Genomic DNA, 20,232 nt, shown 5'->3' with positions numbered 1-20,232 from the left:
GGCGAGGGGTTGTCCACAGTTCCGGACCAAGATCCACAACTTTTCCGGTTCTTCTGCACGGTGATTGCGCAAGGCGTCCGCGGCATTTGTGAATGTTCGCGGGCGCGAGACCGTGAAGTGCGGGAAGACCGGAAGGAACGCCTCATGGCCGAATCCATCCTGATCGTCACCGAGGATCCCGAGCTGCTGGACGACCTGCTGAGGCTCTGTGCCGCGGCCGGCGCCGAGGCAGAGGTGTCGCACGGCCCCGGCGAGGGCGGCGATCCGCCGGGCGGGCGGGCCTGGCGCTCCGCCGACCTCGTCCTCGTGGGCGCCGACCGCGCGGCGGTCCTCGGGGAGGGTGCGCCGCCAGTTCCGCGCCGCGCCGGTGTGCTCCTCGTCGGCCGGGACCTGGACGACCACCGGGTGTGGGAGCGCGCGGTCCGGCTCGGCGCCGAGCACGTCGTCTTCCTCCCCGACGCGGAAGGCTGGCTGACGGGCCGTATCGCCGACGCCGCCGAGGGTGTGGGCCGTCCCGCGCTGACCGTGGGCGTGGTCGGCGGGCGGGGCGGTGCGGGGGCCTCCACCCTCGCGTGCGCGCTCGCGCTGACGGCGGCCCGACGGGGCGTGCGATCGATGCTGATCGACGGTGATCCGCTCGGCGGCGGCCTGGACGTCCTGCTGGGCGGGGAGTCCGCCGAGGGCCTGCGCTGGCCGGCCTTCGTCGAGTCACGCGGAAGGGTCGGCGCCCGCGCGCTGGAGGAGGCGCTGCCGGCGGTGCACGAGCTGCGTGTCCTCAGCTGGGACCGGGGCGACAGTCTCGCCGTGCCGCCGGAGGCGATGCGCACCGTACTGGGCGCCGCCCGCCGCCGCGGCGGTGTGGTGGTCGTGGATCTGCCCAGGCAGTTGGACGAGGCGGTGGCGGAGGCCCTCGTCCAGGTCGACCTCGGGCTGCTGGTCGTGCCCGCCGAACTGCGTGCGGTGGCCGCCGCCCGGCGGGTCTGCTCGCGGCTGGGGATGCTGCTGCCGGACATCCGGGTCGTGGTGCGCGGCCCGTTCACGGCCGGGATCGACGCGGACGAGACCGCCAGGCTGGTCGGTCTGCCGCTGGTGGGCGAGCTACCACCCGAACGCCGGCTGGCGGAGGCGGTCGAGCGAGGGGTGCCGCCGGGCGGTGCCGTCGACGGGCCGTTGGCGCGCTTCTGCTCCGGCTTCTGGCGACAGGCGCTGTCCGACGACGGCCGGCCCGGAAGCGTGGCGGCGTGAGCGGCGCGCGCATGGTGACGGTCCCCCTCGCGGCGGCGCGCGCCGCCGTCGGCGAGCGTGACCGCTTCGGGCCGCAGGCCGACGGCGTCGGTACGGGGCCGCCGCCCGGCGCCCACGTACCGACGACCGTGTCGCCCGAGTTGGTCGACGGCGTGCGCCGGTGGCTCGCCGAGTCCGGGGCCGAGCCGACGCCGGCCAAGGTGGCCGCCGCGCTACGTGCGCAGGGGCGCCTGCTGGGGGACAGCGGGGTGCTGGCCGTCGTCCGCTCACTCCGCTCGGAACTGGTCGGCGCGGGCCCGCTGGAGCCGCTGCTCGCCGATCCCCGGGTGACCGACGTCCTGGTCAACGGCCCCGAGCAGGTCTGGGTGGACCGCGGAGGCGGCCTGGAACGCACGGAGGTCCGCTTCCCCGACGCAGCCGCCGTGCGGCGGCTCGCCCAGCGTCTGGCCACCTCCGCGGGCCGCCGTCTGGACGACGCCCGGCCGTGGGTCGACGCCCGCCTGCCGGACGGCACGCGGCTGCACGCCGTACTGCCGCCGGTCGCCGTCGACGGTCCGTGCCTGTCGCTTCGCGTGGTGCGCCACCGGGCCTTCGGACCGGCCGAGTTGGTCGCGGCGGGCACACTGCCTCCAGGCGGCGACAGCCTGCTGCGAGCCGTCGTCGACGCCCGGCTCTCCTTCCTGATCTCCGGTGGCACGGGAAGCGGCAAGACGACACTGCTGAGCACGGTCCTCGGCCTGGCCGGGCCGGGCGAACGGCTTGTGCTCGTCGAGGACTCGGCCGAACTGCGGCCCGAACACCCGCATGCCGTCAGGCTGGAGGCGAGACCTCCCAACCAGGAGGGCGCCGGCCTGGTGGAACTGCCGGACCTGGTGCGTCAGGCGTTGCGGATGCGTCCCGACCGTCTGGTCGTGGGCGAGGTGCGCGGGGCCGAGGTGGCCGCACTGCTCGCGGCGCTCAACACCGGGCACGGAGGCTGCGGCACGGTCCACGCCAACGCCGCCGTCGACGTTCCCGCCCGGCTGGAGGCGTTGGGCATGACGGCCGGGCTCGGCCGGGCCGCGCTGCACAGCCAGCTCGCCGCGGCGTTGGCGCTTGTCCTCCACCTGGTGCGCGACCGCGCGGGGCGCCGCCGGCTGGCCGAGGTACATGTGCTCGACCGCTGCGGCGACGGCCTGGTACGGACGCTCCCGGCGGCCCTGTGGCACCCCTCCGGCTTCACGCGGGAAGTGGGCTGGGGACGGCTGAGGGAGCTGTGCGAGCGGGGCGGTGGGACGCTGTGACACCGCCCGTCGAGGTCTGGTACGCGCTCCTGGTCTGCGCGGCGGCGTTGTTCTGGATGCGGCGCGGGGCCGGCCGCGCACGCCTGGCCACGGTGTTCGGGGAGGCGGCGGCCCACCGCGGACCGCTGGAGCGGTGGTCGGGCCCGGCCGCGCGGCCACTGGCCGGGCTCCTGCGTCGGCTCGACGCGGCGGGCGTGACCGCTCGGCTCGCGAAGGCCGGCCCGCCGTGGCCCTGGTCGGCCCTCCCGGCGGGAGCGGTCGCCGGGTGGCGGACGGGGAGCTGGCTGCCCGTCATCGCCGGGGTGGCGGCGGTGTTCGTCCTGCGCCGGTTGGCGCGCGGCCGTGGCGAGCGTCGCGCCGAGGAGCGGCGGGCGGCGGCGGTGATCGAGCTGTGCGCCGGCATCGCGGCCGAACTGCGTGCCGGTCAACACGCCCGGCAGGCACTCCTGCGGGCGGTGGACGACGCCCTCGGCCCGGAGGCCGCCCCGCTCCGGGCGGCGGCCCGGTTCGGGGGCGACGTGCCGGCCGCTCTGGAGTCGTCGGCGCGCCACCCCGGCGCGGCCGGTCTCCGCGCGGTGGCCGCCTGCTGGCGGGTCACGGTGGACGGAGGCACGGGCCTGGCCGGCGCTTTGGAGCGGGTCGCCACCGCGCTGCGCGAGGACCGCGACCAGCAAGCCGAGCTGCGCGCCCAGTTGGCCGGGCCACGGGCCACGGCTGTGATCCTCGCCCTGCTTCCCTGCATGGCGATCGCCCTGGGAACGGCGATGGGCGCGGCGCCGCTGGACGTGCTGCTGCGCACCCCGCTGGGCTGGGCACTGCTTGCCGGCGCGGCGTTGCTCGAGTGGGCGGGGCTGGCCTGGGTGGCCGGCCTGGCGCGTGCCGCCCAGGGCGGCTCTCCGGTGAGGGCCGCGCCATGACCGGTCCGGTGGCGGCAGCGGCGCCGGCCGTTGCGCACAGCCTGTGGAGAACCGCCGGCCTCCCACCGACGGGCCCCGGAACGGCGGCGTTCGACGCGTCCCACGGCATCGCGGGTATCGCGGACCTCGCGGCTGACAGCCCGTCGGCGGGAGCCGCCGTCCACGGCGTGCCGGCTCCGGGCGTCGGCGCGGTGCTCCTCACGGTCGCGCTGGTGACCGTCTGCCTCGTCCTGCGGGCGTCAGCCCGCTGGACGCGCCCGGTGCGACGGCGTAGCGCCCTGCTCTTCTCCCAGCAGCCTCCCCCAGTCGGCCACGGCGTAGCGCCGGCGCAGCGGGTCCGCCCGCCTCTGATCCCCACAGCGCGGGCAGCGGGTCGGTTACGTGAGCGGAGGGACGCCGGACGTGCGCGTCCCGCGCTGGCCGCCCTCGCCGCGGGGACCGTCCTCGCGCTCGCGCTGGGCGGACCGCACGGCGTGCTGGCGGGCGCGGCGGCCGCCGCGTTGGTGTGGCGCTGGGCGCGGGGCTGGATACCGCGGGCCGCCCTCGCCGCCGAAGAGGCGGCCCGTGAGCGGGAGACGGCCGCCCAGCTTCCGATGGCGGCGGAGCTGCTTGCCGCCTGTCTGGCGGCCGGAGCAGCGCCCGCGGAGGCGGCCACCGCGGTCGGCCGAAGCCTCGCGGGCCCCCTCGGCGCACGGCTGAACCGGGTGGGCGCGGAGCTGCGGCTCGGCGCCGAGACGGCGGCGGCGTGGGCCCATCTGTCGGAGTCGCCGGCGGGACGCGGCCTGGCGCGCTGTCTGGAGCGGTCCCAGCTGTCCGGCACGCCCGCGGTCGAACAACTCGCCCGATGCGCCGCCGACGCCCGTGCGGCGGCGGCACGCGCGGCGGCGTCCCGGGCGCGGCGGGCCGGCGTCCTGGTCACGGCCCCGCTCGGGCTCTGCTTCCTCCCCGCCTTCCTGCTGGTCGGGGTCGTCCCGGTGGTGATCGGCCTGGGCCGCGCCCTGCTGTGACCCGGGCCGGCGGACCAGCAGGACAGCGGAACAGCGACGCACGTCCCCACCACGCAACACGGATCGCGGATACAACCAAAGGAGAACGAGTGATGAGTACCAGCCTGGTGACCAAGGCGGCTACGCCGTGGCGCACGAGGACCCGTCGAGCGGTGGGGCGGCTCCGACGTCTGGCCGCCGAGCGCTACCAGCGGGCGCGCGTCGACGACGGCATGAGCACGGCCGAGTACGCGATGGCGACGTTGGCCGCCTGTGCCTTCGCCGCCGTGCTGTACAAGGTCGTGACGAGCGGTCAGGTGACGGCCGCGCTACGGGAGGCGATCACCCGTGCCCTCGGCGGCCTGTGAACGTTTCCGCTCGCGCGGGAGGCGAGCCGGGGGCCGCCGGTCGTGGGTGTTCCGCCGGCGTCGCCGACGGGTGACGGACGAGTGCGGTCAGGCGACGGCCGAGACGGCGGCGGTCCTGCCGGCCCTGGTCCTGCTGACCGGGATGCTGCTCTGGGGGCTCATGGCCACGGTGTCCCACCTCCAGTGTGTGGACGCCGCCCGGGCGGGCGCCCGGTCGGCGGCCCGTGGCGACCCGCCGGCCGAGGTGGTCGCTCTGGCCGCGCGGGCCGCTCCGCGCGGGGCACGGGTGCGCGTGGAGCGGGAGGACGAGTTGGTCCGGGTGCGGGTAACGGCCCGGGCGGCCGGCCCGGGCCCGCTCGCGGTGGAGCTGAGCGCCGAGGCGGTGGCGCGGGCCGAGCAGCCGAGACCTCTTGTCGCCGTCGCGGCGGGCGGCCGAAGAGCCGGGGACGGGGGTGCCCGTGAGGACGACGGGCGGGGCAGCCGTGTCAGCGCCGCCGCCTGAGCCTTCTCCACGCCCGGCGACGCCACGTCCGGTCCCACCGAGCCAGGTGACACGCCGTCACGCCGCCGACCGGGGGAGCGCGACGGTCTGGGCGGTGTTCTCCTCGGCGCTGCTGTGCTCGGTGTTCGTGGCGCTGCTCGGTCTCGGGCAGGCCCTGGCGGCCCGGCACAGGGCCGCCGCCGCGGCGGATCTCGCGGCGCTGGCGGCGGCCGACCGAGCCGTCCACGGCCGGGCCGACGCGTGCGCCACCGCCCGGCGGGTCGCTCGCGCCCAGAAGGCCGCGCTGACGGTCTGCGTGGTGCGCGGTGAGGTCGCCGACGTCACCGCCGTGGTGGCCTGGGGCCGCTACGCCTTCCGCTCCCGCGCCCGGGCGGGGCCGCCGGGGGCGGCGTCGAGCAGCTCGGTCAGCAGCCGGAGGGCGCCGCCCTTGTGCAGCGGCTCGTTGCCGTTGCCGCACTTCGGCGACTGCACACACGAGGGGCAGCCGTCGCGGCACTCGCAGGCGGAGATGGCGTCCCGCGTCGCCAGCAGCCAGTCCTCGGCCGTCCCGAAGGCGCGCTCGGCGAACCCGGCCCCGCCGGGATGGCCGTCGTACACGAAGACTGTGGGGAGGAGGGTGTCCGGATGCAGCGGCACGGAGACGCCGCCGATGTCCCAGCGATCGCAGGTGGCGAAGAGCGGCAGCATGCCGATGGCGGCGTGCTCGGCCGCGTGGAGCGCGCCGGGCAGTACTTCGGGGTTGACGCGGGCGGAATCGAGCTGGTCCTCGGTGACGGTCCACCACACCGCCCGCGTGCGCAGCGTGCGCGGCGGGAGGTCCAGCTTCGTCTCGCCCAGCACCTCGCCGGTGACCAGCTTGCGGCGCAGGTAGGAGACGACCTGGTGGGTGACCTCCACCGAGCCGAAGCACAACCGGCTGCCGCCCCAGGGCACCTCGGTCTCGGTCTCCAGCACGCTCACCGAGGTGACGTCGCGCGCCATCGTCGTCCACGGCGGCTCCTCGGCGGCGACCAGCGCGACCGGTCCGCCCGGGTCGTCGAGGTCGAGACGCCGTACGACGTACCCGCGTCCCTGGTGGAGGTGGACGGCGCCGTCGTGCACCGTGCTGTGCGCGGCGGCGGCGTCGACCGTGCCGAGCAGCCGCCCGGTGTCCTCCTCCACGACCTGCACAGGGCGCCCGCCCTGCCCGCGGATGTCGGCCAGGTCGGCGGCCCGCTCCCGGCGGGTCCAGTACCAGGTGGAGCCTCGGCGGCGCAGCAGCCGCCGCTGTTCCAGGAGGGGGACGACCTCGGCGGCGGCGGGTCCGAACAGGGCGAAGTCCGCCTCGCCCAGTGGGCTCTCGGCCGCCGCGGCGCACAGGTGCGGCGCGAGCACGTACGGGTTGTCCGGGTCGAGGACGGTCGACTCCACCGGCTGGTCGAACAGTGCCTCGGGGTGGTGGACGAGGTAGGTGTCGAGTGGGTCGTCGCGGGCCACCAGGATCGCGAGGGCGCCCTGGCCGTGCCGCCCGGCACGTCCCGCCTGCTGCCACAGCGAGGCCCGGGTGCCCGGATAGCCGGCGATCAGCACCGCGTCCAGGCCCGAGACGTCGACGCCCAGCTCCAGCGCGGAGGTGGCCGCCATGCCGAGCAGCTCACCCGAGTGAAGGGCGCGTTCCAGCGCACGCCGCTCCTCGGGGAGGTAGCCGCCACGGTACGCGGCGATCCGGCCGGAAAGCGACCGATCAGTTTCAGCCAGTCGTTCCTGTGCGATGACGGCGGTCAGTTCGGCGCCGCGCCGGGAGCGTACGAAGGCGAGGGTCCGCACGCGGTTCGCCGCCAGTTCCGCGAGCAGTTCGGCGGTCTCGGCGGTCGCGGTCCGCCTGACGGGCGCGCCGCGCTCGCCCTGGAGGGAGGTGAGGGGCGGCTCCCAGAGGGCGAAGGTGACCTCCCCGCGCGGGGAGGTGTCCTCGGTGACCTCGACGACCGGCAGCCCGGTCAGCCGGGTGGCCGAGCGGGCCGGGTCGGCCGCGGTGGCCGAGGCGAGCAGGAACACGGGTTCGGCGCCGTGGCGGGTGGCGACGCGCCGAAGCCGACGCAGCACTTGGGCGACGTGTGAGCCGAACACGCCGCGGTAGGTGTGGCACTCGTCGACGACGACGTAGCGCAGACCGCGCAGGAAGGAGGACCAGCGGGGGTGCCCGGGCAGCAGGCCCCGGTGCAGCATGTCCGGGTTGGTGAGCAGGTAGTTGGCGTGGCGGCGTATCCACTCCCGCTCCTCGTACGGCGTGTCGCCGTCGTAGACGGCCGGCCGGAACCGGCTGCCGAGCGGTTCGGCGAGCTCCTTGAGAGCACGCAGCTGGTCGGCGGCGAGTGCCTTCGTCGGGGCCAGGTACAGGGCGGAGGCGGCCCGGCCGTCCCTGCCGACCTGTCCGCCGCCGGCGGTGGCGTCGTCTGCGAGGAGGGCGTTGAGCACGGGCAGGGTGTAGGTGAGCGACTTGCCCGAGGCGGTGCCCGTGGCGACCACGACCGACCGGCCGTCGAGCGCGTGTCGGAGGGCGTCCGCCTGGTGCTGCCAGGGTCGGTCGATCCCGAGGGCGTGCACGGCCTCGATCACTTCTGGCCGGATCGGCTCGGGCCAGTCCGCATGACGTCCGACTCTCGGGGGCAGATGCTCCGTATGGGTGATCCGCGTGCCCCGGTCGGCCCCTTCGGTCAGCTCGGCGAGTGCCGAGCGCGGAGCGAACGGGGTGGGGCGGGTGCCCTTGGCGCGTGGACGACGTTTGCTGGCCATCGACATCGAGTGTGTCACCACGGCGATGGACAATGGCTGCAAGGCGTCGTGCGGGCAGGCGGGTAAGTGATTGAATGCCTCTGCGGCTGCCGATCCGTCCCTTCCCTACGGTGGGGGCAATGACTCCTTCCCCCGGTGGGGATAGCCCAAGGGGCGACCGCTCGATAGCAAGGTGCTGGAGGATCCGTGGACCTGTCCCTGTCGACCCGTACCGTCGGCGATCGCACGATCGTCGAGGTCGGTGGCGAGATCGATGTTTACACCGCGCCCAAGCTGCGTGAGCAGCTTGTGGAGCTGGTGAACGATGGAAGTTTCCACCTCGTTGTGGATATGGAGGGCGTCGACTTCCTCGACTCCACCGGTCTGGGCGTGCTGGTCGGGGGCCTCAAGAGGGTGCGGGCCCACGAGGGCTCGCTGCGCCTGGTCCGCAACCAGGAGCGCATCCTGAAGATCTTCCGGATCACCGGCCTCACGAAGGTGTTCCCGATCCACAACTCCGTCGACGAGGCGGTCGCGGCCACCGACTGACGGCGGCCCGGTTTCCTTGAGGCCCCCGGGGGCCGGCGGTCTGACCGTCGGCCCCGGGGCGCTGTGTCCGAACGATCTTCAAGGGGATGGCATGGCCACCGTCGAACTGCGCTTCAGCGCGCTTCCCGAGCATGTGCGTACCGCGCGCCTGGTGGCGGCCGCCGTGGCCCGGCGTGCCGGGGTGGACGAGGCCGTGTTGGACGAGGTCCGGCTGGCCGTCGGCGAGGCGTGCAGTCGCGCCGTGGGCCTGCACGCCAACGGCGGGCTCGGCACACCGGTGCGGGTCGCGCTCATCGAGGACGAGAAGCGTTTCTCGATCGAGGTCGGCGACGACGCGCCGACCGCGAGCGGCTCCGAGGGTTCCGGTGGTGCCTCCGGCGGTCCCGTCGCCGAGTCCGACGAGGAGGGCGACATGGGGCTCGCGGTGATCAGCGGCCTGGTCGACGACGTCGAGGTGACCTCGGACGAGAAGGGCGGCCTGATCCGGATGTCCTGGCCGACCGCCCCGGAGCCCGCGACGCTTCCCTGAGCAGCCCCCTCCCCGTCCCGACACGCCACCCGGCGGTCGGGTACCCGATGTTCGGACGCTTTCCCGCGCGCCCGCGGGTGGGTTCTGCTCAGCCGCGCCCGGCAGCGGACGGCGAGGAGAGCGCCGTCCGCTGCCGGGCCTGGGCAACCCGACCCCGCTCCCCTCGATGGCCCGCTGCCGTGCGCAGGCCCGCTCCGGTCAGCCGGTCCTGTCGTGCGCCGCCCGATGCCGTCCCCGCGTCGCCGCCGTCCGTCCCGCCCCGCTCTCCGGCGGGCCTGTTTCGGCCGACGTCCGTGGGCGCCCCCGAGCGCGCCGCGGACCGTCCGGGCGGCCGTCAGCCGCCTCCACGGCGGATGTGTGCGCGACCGGGTGAAGGCGTGCACAAGCCGGGAGTCCTGCCCCCACCCGTGGCCGGAGGCTGTGGTTCCGCCTGATCAGCGGGGCCGTGCACGATATTCGGCCATGGTCGCGAATACGCTTCTAAGATCATTCGCCGACCGTTCTTGAATATCTTCTCGTCCCCCTTGTGAGGGAATTCTCAAGTCAGCGTCTTCCGGATCTTCGTCAAGGTAGGCGAATAAGCGTTACCGCGCACTGTTTTGATCACCTGTGGATCTCTAGAATCCGCCACACCCTTATTGCAGCAGGACGCCTGAGCGTGTGCTTGCGCGCGCCCATGTGCCAAACGTCAAGGAGGACGAATGGCGGGGCAACTCCCCACAGTTCACAATCATGATCATCTGGCCGAGGCGGTACTGACGGCGGGGAACCGCGGTCTGGTGCTGGTGATCGCCGCGATCGCGCTCGCCGCGCTCGGTGTCGCCGTGATGCTGCTCCGCCAGGTGCTGGCGGCCGGCGAGGGCACCGAGAGCATGAAGAAGATCGCCACCGCCATCCAGGAGGGCGCCAACGCCTACCTGGCCAGACAGCTGCGCACCCTCGGTGTGTTCGCCGTGGTGGTCTTCTTCCTGCTGATGCTCCTGCCCGCCGACGACATGAACCAGCGGATCGGCCGCTCGCTGTTCTTCCTGGTCGGCGCCGCGTTCTCGGCCGCCACCGGCTATATCGGAATGTGGCTGGCGGTACGCAGCAATGTGCGGGTGGCCGCCGCGGCGCGGGAGGCCACCGCGCCGGAGGGTGAGACTCCCAGAGATCTCACCGAGGTCTCCCACCGCGCGATGAAGATCGCTTTCCGGACCGGCGGCGTGGTCGGTATGTTCACCGTGGGTCTCGGCCTCTTCGGGGCGGCCTGCGTGGTTCTCGTCTACGCCGCGGACGCGCCGAAGGTTCTCGAGGGATTCGGTCTCGGCGCCGCGTTGATCGCGATGTTCATGAGGGTCGGCGGTGGAATCTTCACCAAGGCCGCCGATGTCGGCGCCGACCTGGTCGGCAAGGTCGAGAAGGGCATCCCCGAGGACGACCCGCGCAACGCCGCCACGATCGCCGACAACGTGGGCGACAACGTGGGCGACTGCGCCGGCATGGCCGCCGACCTCTTCGAGTCGTACGCGGTCGTCCTGGTGGCCAGCCTGATCCTGGGCACGGTCGCCTTCGGCGACGCCGGTCTGGCCTTCCCGCTGATCGTCCCGGCCATCGGCGTGATCACGGCCGTGATCGGCGTGTTTGTCGTCTCCCCGCGCCGGAGCGACCGCAGTGGCATGACGGCGATCAACCGCGGGTTCTTCGTCTCGGCGGCCATCTCCCTCGTCCTGGTCGCGGTGGCCGCGTACACCTACCTGCCGTCGACCTTCGCCGAGTTGGACGGCATCACCAACGCCGAGATCGCCCAACACGACGGCGACCCGCGTCTGATCGCTCTTGTGGCGGTGGCCATCGGCATCGTGCTGGCGGCTCTCATCCAGCAGCTCACGGGCTACTTCACCGAGACCACCCGGAAGCCCGTCAAGGAGGTCGGCAAGAGCTCGCTGACCGGCCCGGCGACCGTCGTGCTCGCCGGCGTCTCCCTCGGCCTGGAGTCGGCCGTCTACACCGCCCTGCTGATCGGGTTCAGCGTGTACGGGGCCTTCCTGCTCGGCGGTACGTCGATCATGCTGGCGCTCTTCGCGGTCGCGCTCGCCGGTACCGGTCTGCTGACCACCGTCGGCGTCATCGTCGCGATGGACACCTTCGGTCCGGTCTCCGACAACGCGCAGGGCATCGCGGAGATGTCCGGCGACGTGAAGGGCGAGGGCGCGCAGGTGCTCACCGACCTGGACGCGGTCGGCAACACGACCAAGGCGATCACCAAGGGCATCGCGATCGCCACCGCCGTGCTCGCGGCGGCGGCGCTCTTCGGCTCGTACCGCGACGCCTTCGAGACGGCGGCCCGCGAGGTCGGCGCGGCGGCCACGGAGGTGAATCTCAGCCTGGACATCGCGCAGCCCAACAACCTCGTCGGGCTGATCCTCGGCGCGGCGGTCGTGTTCCTCTTCTCCGGACTGGCCATCAACGCCGTCTCGCGGTCGGCGGGCGCGGTGGTCTACGAGGTGCGGCGCCAGTTCCGCGAGCACCCCGGGATCATGGACTACACCGAGAAGCCGGAGTACGGGCGCGTCGTCGACATCTGTACGAAGGACGCGCTGCGGGAGCTGACCACCCCCGGTCTGCTCGCGGTGATGGCACCGATCGCCGTCGGCTTCACGCTCGGCGTCGGCGCGCTCGCCGCCTTCCTGGCGGGCGCCATCTGCACGGGCATCCTGATGGCGGTGTTCCTCGCCAACTCCGGTGGTGCCTGGGACAACGCCAAGAAGATGGTCGAGGACGGCCACTACGGCGGCAAGGGCAGCGAGGCGCACGCGGCCACTGTCATCGGCGACACCGTCGGCGACCCGTTCAAGGACACCGCGGGACCCGCGATCAACCCGCTGCTGAAGGTCATGAACCTGGTGGCGCTGCTGATCGCACCGGCGATCGTCACCCTCTCGTACGGCGCGGACGCCAGCGTTCCGGTCCGCACGGCCGTCGCCGTGGTGGCCGTCTCGGTGATCGTCGGCGCGGTCTACTTCTCCAAGCGGAGGGGTGTCGAGATGGGGGAAGACGACGGTGACGACGAGGGGAGTGTGAGCAAGTCCACTCAGCCGAGCGACCCCGTGGCCGCCCCCTGACACGTCTCCGCTGAGGCGCCGGTCCGGACGGCCGAACGAGGACCGTCCGGACCGCCGCCGACCGGGGCGGACGGCCGATTTCCCACGGGCGGTGCGTGTTCCGCGCACCGCCCGTGGCGTGTGTCCGCGGCGCCCCGGCGGGGGAGCCGGACCCGGAGGGAAGCGACCTTTGCGGCAAATGGCTTGTTTGGCGTCGGAAACAGGCGAACGCGTATCTTCGTCTGCACCCGGAGGTCGCTTTGTTGTGTATGTTCCGGGCCGAGTAGCCACGAAGGGATGGATCCGGTGAACAACAAGCTCGCCGCGGCGCTCTGCGGTAGCGCCGTCCTCGCGCTGGCACTGACCGGGTGCGGCGGGGACGAGGACGACGGCAAGGCGGACGCCTGGGCGAAGAAGGTCTGTGACCAGGTCCAGCCGCAGGTGAAGAAGATCCAGGACGCGAACACGGCGATCGCCGAGGTCAGCGCCAAGGACAGCTCCTCGAAGGAGGTGCAGCAGGCGGACTCCGCCGCGTTCCAGCAGATCTCCGAGGCGTACAAGGCGCTCGCCGGGGCGGTCTCCCGTGCGGGAGAGCCGCCGGTGGAGGACGGCGCCCAGCTCCAGAAGGACGCGGTCAAGGAGCTGAACGACATCTCCGCCTCCTACGCGGGTCTGAAGACCAAGGTCGACGAGATGGAGACCAAGGACCAGGCGAAGTTCGCCGACGGTCTGCGCGGCATCTCCAAGGAGCTGAGCACGCTCGGCAAGAGCGGTGACGTGGCCCTCAACCGCCTCCAGTCCGGTGACCTCGGCAAGGCGATGGCGGAGCAGCCCGGCTGCCAGAAGCCGGCCGAGGGCGGCAAGGGCGCCGACGCCGAGAAGGGTGCCGATGCCGAGGGCGCCGACGCCAAGGACGGCGCCGAGCAGAAGGCCGACGCCAAGGACTCCGCGGACAAGGAGACCGACGCCAAGGACTCCGACGGCAAGGACGCCGACAAGACCTCCTGAGTGGGGCGGCCGGCGGCCCGAGGGGCGCCGGCCACCCTTCCCCGGACCTCCCTGGGACCTCCTCCGGACCGAGTTGTCCACAGGTCTGGCACGGCCCGGGACAGCGCGTCGCCCAGGCACCACAATGGACGCGTGAGTACGCACCTCCCCACCGCCGGCCCCAGCACCTCCGAGCTACGCGCGGCGTTCCTCGCCGCCTCCTTCACCGTCGACGGGCTGCTGGAGCGCCTGGGCGCCCCCGCCTACGCCGCCCTGGCCAGAAGCGAGACGGTGCCCGCGCTGCGGGCCACCAGAGGCGGCGACGCGCTCGACACGCTCACCCGCCTCTTCCTGCTCCGGCAGGACGCCTCCCGCGAGGCGGTGAGCGCGGTGCTGCCGCTGGAGCGGGCGCTGGCCGACGGCTGGCTCAGGGAGAGCGGCGAGGGCGGCGGCCGGCTCAGCGCCACCGTCGACGTCCGCCCGTACGGCGGTCCGGACGGCGAGGACTGGTGGATCGTCTCGGACCTCGGCTGCGCGGTCGGCGGCGCCGGCGGCATCAACGACCGGAGGGAGGACATCGTCCTCGGTGTGGGCGGGGCGTCCACGACCCTCGCGGGCCTGACGATCCGCGAGCCCGTCGGCCGGGCGCTCGACGTCGGCACGGGCTCGGGCGTGCTGGCGCTGCACCTGTCGGGGCACGCCACGCACGTCACCGCCACCGACCTCAACCCGCGCGCCCTGCGTTTCGCCGAGCTGACGCTGGCGCTGTCCGGGGCCCCCGCCGCCGACCTGCGCGAGGGATCGCTCTACGAGCCCGTCGCCTCCGACGCCCCGTACGACCTGGTCGTCTCCAACCCGCCGTTTGTCATCTCGCCGGCGGCCGGCCGCAGCACCACGGGTGGCCGCGGTGGCGCCGCCGACCGGCTGACCTACCGGGACGGCGGCCTGCCGGGCGACGAGCTGTGCCGCACGCTCGTGCAGAACAGCGTCGACCTGCTGGCCGAGGGCGGCTACTGCCAGATGCTCGCCAACTGGCAGCACGTCAAGGGCGAGGACTGGCGGGACCGGCTGCGGACCTGGGTGCCGCGCGGCTGCGACGCCTGGATCGTGCAGCGGGAGGTGCAGGACGTCAGCCAGTACACCGAACTGTGGCTGCGCGACGCCGGAGCGCACCGTGCCGGGCCCGAGGAGTACGCGGCGCGCTACGACGCCTGGCTCGAGGAGTTCGAGCGCACGGGCACGGAGGCGGTCGGCTTCGGCTGGATCACCCTCCGCAGATCCGGCGGCGACTCCCCGGCGATCACGGTGGAGGAGTGGACGCACCCCGTCGAGCAGCCGCTCGGGGAGACGGTGCGGGCCCACTTCGAGCGGCAGGACTTCCTCCGGCGCCACGACGACGCCGCCCTCCTGAACACCCGCTTCACGCTGGCCGAAGGCGTGGTCCAGGAGCAGGTGGGCCCGCCGGGCGCCGAGGACCCGGAGCACGTGGTGCTCCGTCAGCACCGGGGCATGCGCAGGGCGACGCAGGTGGACACGGTGGGCGCCGGGTTCGCGGGTGTGTGCGACGGCACGCTGCCGGCCGGCCGCATCCTCGACGCCATCGCGCAACTGGTCGGTGAGGACCCGGTCCAGCTGCGCGACCGGACGCCTCGCGCGATCCGCCTCCTGGTGGAGCAGGGCTTCCTGCTGCCCGCCACCGGTTCCTGACGGGCGGTCTGTCTGCCCGCTCGGCACCGCCGCCGGGCAGACCGCCGCCGGCCGCTCGAACAGCACACGCACGGCAGCACACCCACGGAGGGAAGTGATGTTCATCGGGTGTTCGAACCGGAGTCGCCCGGGTGTGTGACGCTCCGCCCATGACAAGCGCCTGGGGGGTCGCGTCGGAGACCGGACCCGCACTGTTCGCCGGCACCGCCTTCACACTGTTCGGCGCCGCCCTGCTCGTGTGGACGGCCGCCCGGCGGACTCGGGGCAAGCCCGTCGCGGCCACCACGACGGTCAGGCCGGCGACCGCCGCGGCGCTCACGGCGGCGTTCGGTGGGGCGTTCCTCGGCTACGGCCTCTGGCAGCTCTCCGCCCTCTGACGACACCGTCAACCTGATCGGACCGTCAACGGCCGACTTGTTTCGGCCATATGGCGAGCCAGGGCAGGCCAAGCCAGAGCAGGTCAAGCCAGGGCAGAGCAGGCCCGCGAACGCGCCGGAAAAGGCGGTGGCCCGGGTACCGGACCCGGGCCACCCCCGTGACACCGCCTTGGACAGGTCCGGAGCGCACGCGCCCCGAACCGGACGTCCGATCAGCCCTTCAGAATGCGGCCCTCGGAGTCGGTGCGGTCGTCCTTGACGAGGAACAGGATGCCGTCGATGAGCGCCCAGACGCCCAGACCACCGCAGGTCAGCAGCTGAGCCACGCCCATGCCGATGTGGCCGGTGTAGAAGCGGCCCACACCGAGGCCGCCGAGGACCAGCTGCAGGACGCCGGCGACGATCTTCGACTTCTCGGAGTACGGCTGGCCGTTGGGCGCGGTACCGGTCATTGCCATGGGGAGAACCTCTCTGAACGGTTGTACCTACGCGCGGGCCTGGTTCGCCCGACGCGAAAGATCCGACTCGAAAGGGGGTGGGAAGGTTGCGCTGTCCCGGCCTCTGTGATGAAAGGGTGATCTGACGGCGTTTCTGACGTCCGATCAGCCACCTCTCGGGCGAGGGCACCGGCCCGGCAGCGGCCCCGCCGGCCCCGCCCTCAAAGGTCAGCCCGCCACGTTGCGGACCACCATCCACACCGCCGCGGTGCCGACGATCACCGCCACGCCCAGGCGGCCGATCGCCGGCCGGTAGCGGCGCCCGCGCAGCCCCTCGACCAGCCACCGCCCGCCGAGGTAGGCGCCGAAAGGTACGCCGAGCAGCAGCAGCGCCGCGTTGTCCTGGAACGCGGCGCCGACGTCGCCGTGCATGAGGTCGTACGCCATGCGGGTGCCGCCGCAGGCGGGGCAGAGCAGCCCGGTCAGCCAGTTCACCGGGCAGCGCGGCAGGAACTGGCCTGGCTGGTGGGGGTCGGTGTGCCAGAGGTACACCGACCCCGCGGCACCCGCGGCCAGTGCGGCCAGCGGGAGCAGGGCCGGATGCCGGGGGCGGCGGATTCGCGACACCAGCGATCTGACCTGCGACATGGGAGCGCCTCGCTCAGCTCTTGAGGATGCGACCCTCGGAGTCGGTGGAGTCGTCCTTGACGAGGAACATGATGCCGTCGATCAGCGCCCAGATGCCCAGACCACCGCAGGTCAGCAGCTGGGCCACGCCGATGCCGATGTGGCCGGTGTAGAAGCGGCCGACGCCGAGGCCGCCGAGGAACAGCTGGAGCACACCGGCGATGATCCGGGACTTCTCCGAGTACGGGCGGCCGTACTGGTCGTAGCCGTGCGGGGCGTTCGGGTCGTAGCCGCCCTGCGGCGGCATCGGGGCCTGCGGGTAGCCGTACTGCGGCTGACCGGGCTGGCCGACACCGGGCTGTCCGGGCTGGCCGGGGCCGGGCTGGCCGTACGGGTTCTGCGCGGGCTGCTGCGGATAGCCGTACCCGGGCTGGCCCTGCTGCTGGCCGTAGGGGTTCTGGCCGGGCTGGCCGGCGGGGCCGTACGGGTTGGGCGGCTGGGACATTCTGTTCCCCCTGTTGCTGGGACCGGTGCGATGACTCGCACATAGTGCCAGCTACTGCCGGGCGGCAGGAATGACGGTTGTCGGGTTACCGTTCGAGTGGCGTTGCGGTTTTATTCCGTTTGACAACGGACCGGGAGGTACCGTCACACTCCGCAGCGTCGACCGGTGCCGGAGGGTGCCGATCGGCGTCGGGCACCATGGAGGCACCGATGAGGCACGGACCGCACTGAGGCACGGACCGCACGAAGGCACCGACCGCGAAACCGAAGCACCAGCCGAGACCACAAGCACCACCCCGAGCATCACCACCGGACCCGGACCAGCGGCAGCTGGCGGAGTCGGTGGGCAGGGGCCCACCGAGCGCGAGGAAGCGCCGACCGTCGACCGGAGAGAAGAGCGAGAAGTTGTCCCCGACCAGCGAGACCGCAAACGGCGGGCGCCGACTTGTGATCGTCGAGTCCCCCGCCAAGGCGAAGACGATCAAGGGCTACCTGGGCCCTGGCTACGTCGTCGAGGCGAGCGTCGGGCACATCCGCGACCTCCCGAACGGCGCGGCAGAGGTTCCCGCGAAGTACAAGGGGGAGCCGTGGGCGCGCCTCGGGGTGAACGTCGACCACGACTTCGAACCGCTCTACGTCGTCAACAGTGACAAGAAGGACCAGGTCAAGAAGCTCAAGGCGCTGCTGGCCGAGTCCGACGAGCTGTACCTGGCCACGGATGAGGACCGGGAGGGCGAGGCGATCGCCTGGCACCTCCAGGAGGTGCTGAAACCGAAGGTGCCGGTGCGGCGCATGGTGTTCAACGAGATCACCAAGGACGCCATCCGGGACGCGGTGAACAACACCCGCGAGCTGGACCAGAAGCTCGTCGACGCCCAGGAGACCCGCCGCATCCTCGACCGGCTCTACGGCTACGAGGTCTCCCCGGTGCTGTGGAAGAAGGTCATGCCCCGGCTGTCCGCCGGCCGGGTGCAGTCCGTGGCGACGCGCCTGGTGGTCGAGCGGGAGCGGGAGCGGATGGCGTTCCGCACCGCCGAGTACTGGGACCTCACGGGCACGTTCGACACCGGCCGCCCCGGCGACGCCTCCGACCCGGGCACCTTCGCCGCCCGGCTGGCCTCGGTGGACGGCCGGCGTGTCGCCCAGGGCCGTGACTTCGGTTCCGACGGCCGGCTGAAGACGGGCCGTGACGGCGCCCAGGCCCTCCACCTGGACGAGTCCGCGGCGCGTGCGCTGGCCGCCGCGCTCGCCGACACGTCCTTCGCGGTGCGCGCGGTGGAGTCCAAGCCCTACCGCCGCTCGCCGTACGCGCCGTTCCGGACGACGACGCTCCAGCAGGAGGCGTCGCGGAAGCTCGGCTTCGGCGCGAAGGTGACCATGCAGGTCGCCCAGAAGCTGTACGAGAACGGCTTCATCACCTATATGCGTACCGACTCCACCACGCTGTCGGACACGGCGGTCGCCGCCGCCCGCGCCCAGGTCACGCAGCTGTACGGGGCCGACTACCTGCCGGACAAGCCGCGCTCCTACGCCGGCAAGGTCAAGAACGCGCAGGAGGCCCACGAGGCGATCCGCCCCTCCGGCGACCGCTTCCGCACGCCCGCCGAGACGGGCCTCACCGGCGACCGGTTCCGCCTCTACGAGCTGATCTGGAAGCGGACCGTCGCCTCCCAGATGAAGGACGCCACCGGCCAGTCGGTCACCGTGCGCGTGGGCGGCCGCTCCGCCGACGGCCGGGACGCCGAGTTCACCGCCTCCGGCAAGATCATCACGTTCCACGGCTTCATGAAGGCCTACGTCGAGGGCGCCGACGACCCGAACGCCGAGCTGGACGACCGCGAGCGCCGGCTGCCGCAGGTCGCCGAGGGCGACGCGCTGACCGCGCGGGAGATCACCGTCGACGGCCACTCGACCAAGCCGCCCGCCCGCTACACCGAGGCGACGCTGGTCAAGGAGCTGGAGGAGCGGGAGATCGGCCGCCCCTCGACGTACGCGTCGATCATCAGCACGATCCTGGACCGGCGGTACGTCTTCAAGAAGGGCACCGCGCTGGTCCCCTCGTTCCTCTCCTTCGCGGTGGTCGGGCTGCTGGAGAAGCACTTCGGCCGGCTCGTCGACTACGACTTCACCGCGCAGATGGAGGAGGACCTGGACCGCATCGCGCGCGGCGACGCGGAGTCGGTGCCCTGGCTGCGCCGCTTCTACTTCGGTGCGGACGTCAGCGAGGGCGTCGCCGGCCCGGCCGCCGACGCGGGCAACGGCGACGGCGACCACCTCGGCGGGCTGAAGGAACTGGTCTCCGACCTCGGCGCCATCGACGCCAAGGGCGTGTCGTCCTTCCCGATCGGCGAGGACCTGGTCCTGAGGGTCGGCCGCTACGGCCCGTACGTCGAGAAGCCCGGCCCGGAGGGCGAGCCGGGCCAGCGCGCGGACGTCCCCGACGACCTGCCGCCGGACGAGCTGACGGTGGAACTCGCGAAGGAGCTGCTGGCCAAGCCCAGCGGCGAGCGCGAGCTGGGCACGGACCCGGAGTCCGGCCGGCCGATCGTCGCCAAGGACGGCCGCTACGGCCCGTACGTCACCGAGGTGCTGCCCGAGGGCACTCCGAAGACCGGCAAGAACGCCGTCAAGCCGCGCACGGCCTCACTCTTCAAGACCATGTCCCTCGACACGGTGACGCTCGACGACGCGCTGCGGCTGCTGTCGTTGCCGCGCGTGGTCGGCGCCGACGCCGAGGGCGTGGAGATCACCGCGCAGAACGGCCGCTACGGCCCGTACCTGAAGAAGGGCACGGACTCGCGCTCGCTGGAGAACGAGGAGCAGCTGTTCACCATCACGCTGGAGGAGGCGCTGGCGATCTACGCCCAGCCCAAGCAGCGTGGCAGAGCCGCCGCGAAGCCGCCGCTCAAGGAGCTGGGCAACGACCCGACGAACGACCGCCCGGTGGTGGTGAAGGACGGCCGCTTCGGCCCGTACGTCACGGACGGCGAGACGAACGCCACACTGCGGCGGGACGACGAGGTCAGCACCATCACCCCGGAGCGCGCCTTCGAGCTGCTGGCGGAGAAGCGCGCGAAGGGCCCGGCCAAGAAGACGGCCGCGAAGAAGACCGCCGCCAAGAAGACCACGGCGAAGAAGACGGCCGCCAAGAAGACCGCCGCCAAGACGACGGCGGCCAAGAAGACGACCGCGAAGAAGACCGCCGCCAAGAAGACCACGGCGAAGAAGACCACGGCGAAGAAGGCAGCGGCCAAGAAGACCGCCGCCGCCCAGGCGTCCGACGCCGAGTAGCAGCAGCCGCACCACGCCGCCTCGGCCGGCGGCGCGGTCGGAGGTCGTCACGAACCGGTGCCCCGCTCCCCGTCTCCCGGGGGCGGGGC

At 73.0% G+C, this 20,232-nt stretch carries 17 protein-coding genes and 1 pseudogene; 14 read left to right on the top strand and 4 right to left on the bottom strand.

All coding sequences use genetic code 11. The features are described from left to right. Nucleotides 1–144 precede the first annotated feature (144 nt). The 7 genes and pseudogenes from ssd to GL263_RS05540 all read left to right on the top strand — a co-directional run. Nucleotides 145–1,245, top strand: coding sequence for a septum site-determining protein Ssd (gene ssd, locus GL263_RS05570; RefSeq protein WP_182854441.1), 1,101 nt, complete (start codon nt 145–147; stop codon nt 1,243–1,245). Nucleotides 1,246–1,373: 128 nt separating this feature from the next. Next, a complete protein-coding gene (locus GL263_RS05565) occupies nt 1,374–2,528 on the top strand; it encodes a TadA family conjugal transfer-associated ATPase (protein WP_323379257.1) in 1,155 nt (384 codons plus the stop codon). Beyond that, a complete protein-coding gene (locus GL263_RS05560) occupies nt 2,525–3,445 on the top strand; it encodes a type II secretion system F family protein (protein ID WP_323379256.1) in 921 nt (306 codons plus the stop codon). Before GL263_RS05565 ends, GL263_RS05560 begins: the two co-directional genes overlap by 4 nt. Beyond that, nucleotides 3,442–4,452 carry a type II secretion system F family protein gene (locus GL263_RS28800; protein ID WP_182854440.1) on the top strand — a complete coding sequence of 337 codons (1,011 nt, stop codon included), beginning with the start codon at nt 3,442–3,444 and terminating at the stop codon, nt 4,450–4,452. Before GL263_RS05560 ends, GL263_RS28800 begins: the two co-directional genes overlap by 4 nt. 92 nt (nt 4,453–4,544) lie before the next feature. Then, on the top strand, nt 4,545–4,799 hold the full coding sequence (locus tag GL263_RS05550) for a DUF4244 domain-containing protein (protein WP_182854439.1): 255 nt from the start codon (nt 4,545–4,547) through the stop codon (nt 4,797–4,799). A gap of 70 nt (nt 4,800–4,869) precedes the next feature. Further along, nucleotides 4,870–5,301, top strand: coding sequence for a TadE family type IV pilus minor pilin (locus GL263_RS05545; protein WP_323379255.1), 432 nt, complete (start codon nt 4,870–4,872; stop codon nt 5,299–5,301). After that, a pseudogene (locus GL263_RS05540) lies at nt 5,252–5,620 on the top strand (Rv3654c family TadE-like protein); the annotation flags it as partial. The gene GL263_RS05545 and the pseudogene GL263_RS05540, both read left to right, overlap by 50 nt. A gap of 26 nt (nt 5,621–5,646) precedes the next feature. Here the strand turns inward: GL263_RS05540 and GL263_RS05535 are convergent. Beyond that, nucleotides 5,647–8,073, bottom strand: coding sequence for a DEAD/DEAH box helicase (locus GL263_RS05535; RefSeq protein WP_228456133.1), 2,427 nt, complete (start codon nt 8,071–8,073; stop codon nt 5,647–5,649). Nucleotides 8,074–8,259: 186 nt separating this feature from the next. Here GL263_RS05535 and bldG point away from each other — a divergent pair, with 186 nt between their 5' ends. From bldG to GL263_RS05505, 6 genes are all read left to right on the top strand, one after another. Beyond that, the gene (gene bldG, locus GL263_RS05530; protein WP_182854437.1) at nt 8,260–8,601 is read left to right on the top strand and encodes an anti-sigma factor antagonist BldG; all 342 of its coding nucleotides are present in this window, start codon (nt 8,260–8,262) and stop codon (nt 8,599–8,601) included. A gap of 91 nt (nt 8,602–8,692) precedes the next feature. Then, nucleotides 8,693–9,130, top strand: a complete 438-nt coding sequence (locus GL263_RS05525; protein WP_182854436.1) for an ATP-binding protein — start codon at nt 8,693–8,695, stop codon at nt 9,128–9,130. A gap of 701 nt (nt 9,131–9,831) precedes the next feature. Beyond that, on the top strand, nt 9,832–12,234 hold the full coding sequence (locus GL263_RS05520) for a sodium-translocating pyrophosphatase (protein ID WP_182854435.1): 2,403 nt from the start codon (nt 9,832–9,834) through the stop codon (nt 12,232–12,234). A gap of 285 nt (nt 12,235–12,519) precedes the next feature. Then, nucleotides 12,520–13,221 carry a small secreted protein gene (locus GL263_RS05515; RefSeq protein WP_182854434.1) on the top strand — a complete coding sequence of 234 codons (702 nt, stop codon included), beginning with the start codon at nt 12,520–12,522 and terminating at the stop codon, nt 13,219–13,221. A gap of 132 nt (nt 13,222–13,353) precedes the next feature. After that, nucleotides 13,354–14,907, top strand: coding sequence for a DUF7059 domain-containing protein (locus tag GL263_RS05510; protein WP_182854433.1), 1,554 nt, complete (start codon nt 13,354–13,356; stop codon nt 14,905–14,907). A 149-nt stretch (nt 14,908–15,056) separates the two neighbouring features. Continuing rightward, a complete protein-coding gene (locus tag GL263_RS05505) occupies nt 15,057–15,284 on the top strand; it encodes a hypothetical protein (RefSeq protein WP_182854432.1) in 228 nt (75 codons plus the stop codon). 212 nt (nt 15,285–15,496) lie between these two features. Here the strand turns inward: GL263_RS05505 and GL263_RS05500 are convergent, their stop codons facing one another. The 3 genes from GL263_RS05500 to GL263_RS05490 form a co-directional block, all read right to left on the bottom strand. Continuing rightward, nucleotides 15,497–15,742, bottom strand: a complete 246-nt coding sequence (locus GL263_RS05500; protein ID WP_182854431.1) for a TM2 domain-containing protein — start codon at nt 15,740–15,742, stop codon at nt 15,497–15,499. 207 nt (nt 15,743–15,949) lie between these two features. Continuing rightward, a complete protein-coding gene (locus GL263_RS05495; protein WP_182854430.1) occupies nt 15,950–16,369 on the bottom strand; it encodes a DUF2752 domain-containing protein in 420 nt (139 codons plus the stop codon). 13 nt (nt 16,370–16,382) lie between these two features. Continuing rightward, a complete protein-coding gene (locus GL263_RS05490; RefSeq protein WP_182854429.1) occupies nt 16,383–16,853 on the bottom strand; it encodes a TM2 domain-containing protein in 471 nt (156 codons plus the stop codon). 404 nt (nt 16,854–17,257) lie between these two features. Between GL263_RS05490 and topA the strand changes: the two genes are divergently transcribed. Continuing rightward, nucleotides 17,258–20,143, top strand: a complete 2,886-nt coding sequence (gene topA / locus GL263_RS05485) for a type I DNA topoisomerase (protein ID WP_182854428.1) — start codon at nt 17,258–17,260, stop codon at nt 20,141–20,143. Nucleotides 20,144–20,232 lie beyond the last annotated feature (89 nt).

The organism is Streptomyces durbertensis, assembly GCF_014156695.1.
Lineage (GTDB): Bacteria > Actinomycetota > Actinomycetes > Streptomycetales > Streptomycetaceae > Streptomyces > Streptomyces durbertensis.
The sequence above is the reverse complement of the archived record's forward strand: the minus strand, read 5'-3'. Positions and strand labels throughout refer to the sequence as shown.

Bases quoted from the DNA above. Each gene is read 5' to 3' on its own strand.
- GL263_RS05535 (WP_228456133.1), bottom strand. From the start codon at position 8,073: ATGGCCAGCAAACGTCGTCCACGCGCCAAGGGCACCCGCCCCACCCCG.
- GL263_RS05505 (WP_182854432.1), top strand. From the start codon at position 15,057: ATGACAAGCGCCTGGGGGGTCGCGTCGGAGACCGGACCCGCACTGTTC.
- GL263_RS28800 (WP_182854440.1), top strand. From the start codon at position 3,442: ATGACCGGTCCGGTGGCGGCAGCGGCGCCGGCCGTTGCGCACAGCCTG.
- GL263_RS05550 (WP_182854439.1), top strand. From the start codon at position 4,545: ATGAGTACCAGCCTGGTGACCAAGGCGGCTACGCCGTGGCGCACGAGG.
- GL263_RS05525 (WP_182854436.1), top strand. From the start codon at position 8,693: ATGGCCACCGTCGAACTGCGCTTCAGCGCGCTTCCCGAGCATGTGCGT.
- ssd (WP_182854441.1), top strand. From the start codon at position 145: ATGGCCGAATCCATCCTGATCGTCACCGAGGATCCCGAGCTGCTGGAC.
- GL263_RS05500 (WP_182854431.1), bottom strand. From the start codon at position 15,742: ATGGCAATGACCGGTACCGCGCCCAACGGCCAGCCGTACTCCGAGAAG.
- GL263_RS05495 (WP_182854430.1), bottom strand. From the start codon at position 16,369: ATGTCGCAGGTCAGATCGCTGGTGTCGCGAATCCGCCGCCCCCGGCAT.
- GL263_RS05490 (WP_182854429.1), bottom strand. From the start codon at position 16,853: ATGTCCCAGCCGCCCAACCCGTACGGCCCCGCCGGCCAGCCCGGCCAG.
- GL263_RS05520 (WP_182854435.1), top strand. From the start codon at position 9,832: ATGGCGGGGCAACTCCCCACAGTTCACAATCATGATCATCTGGCCGAG.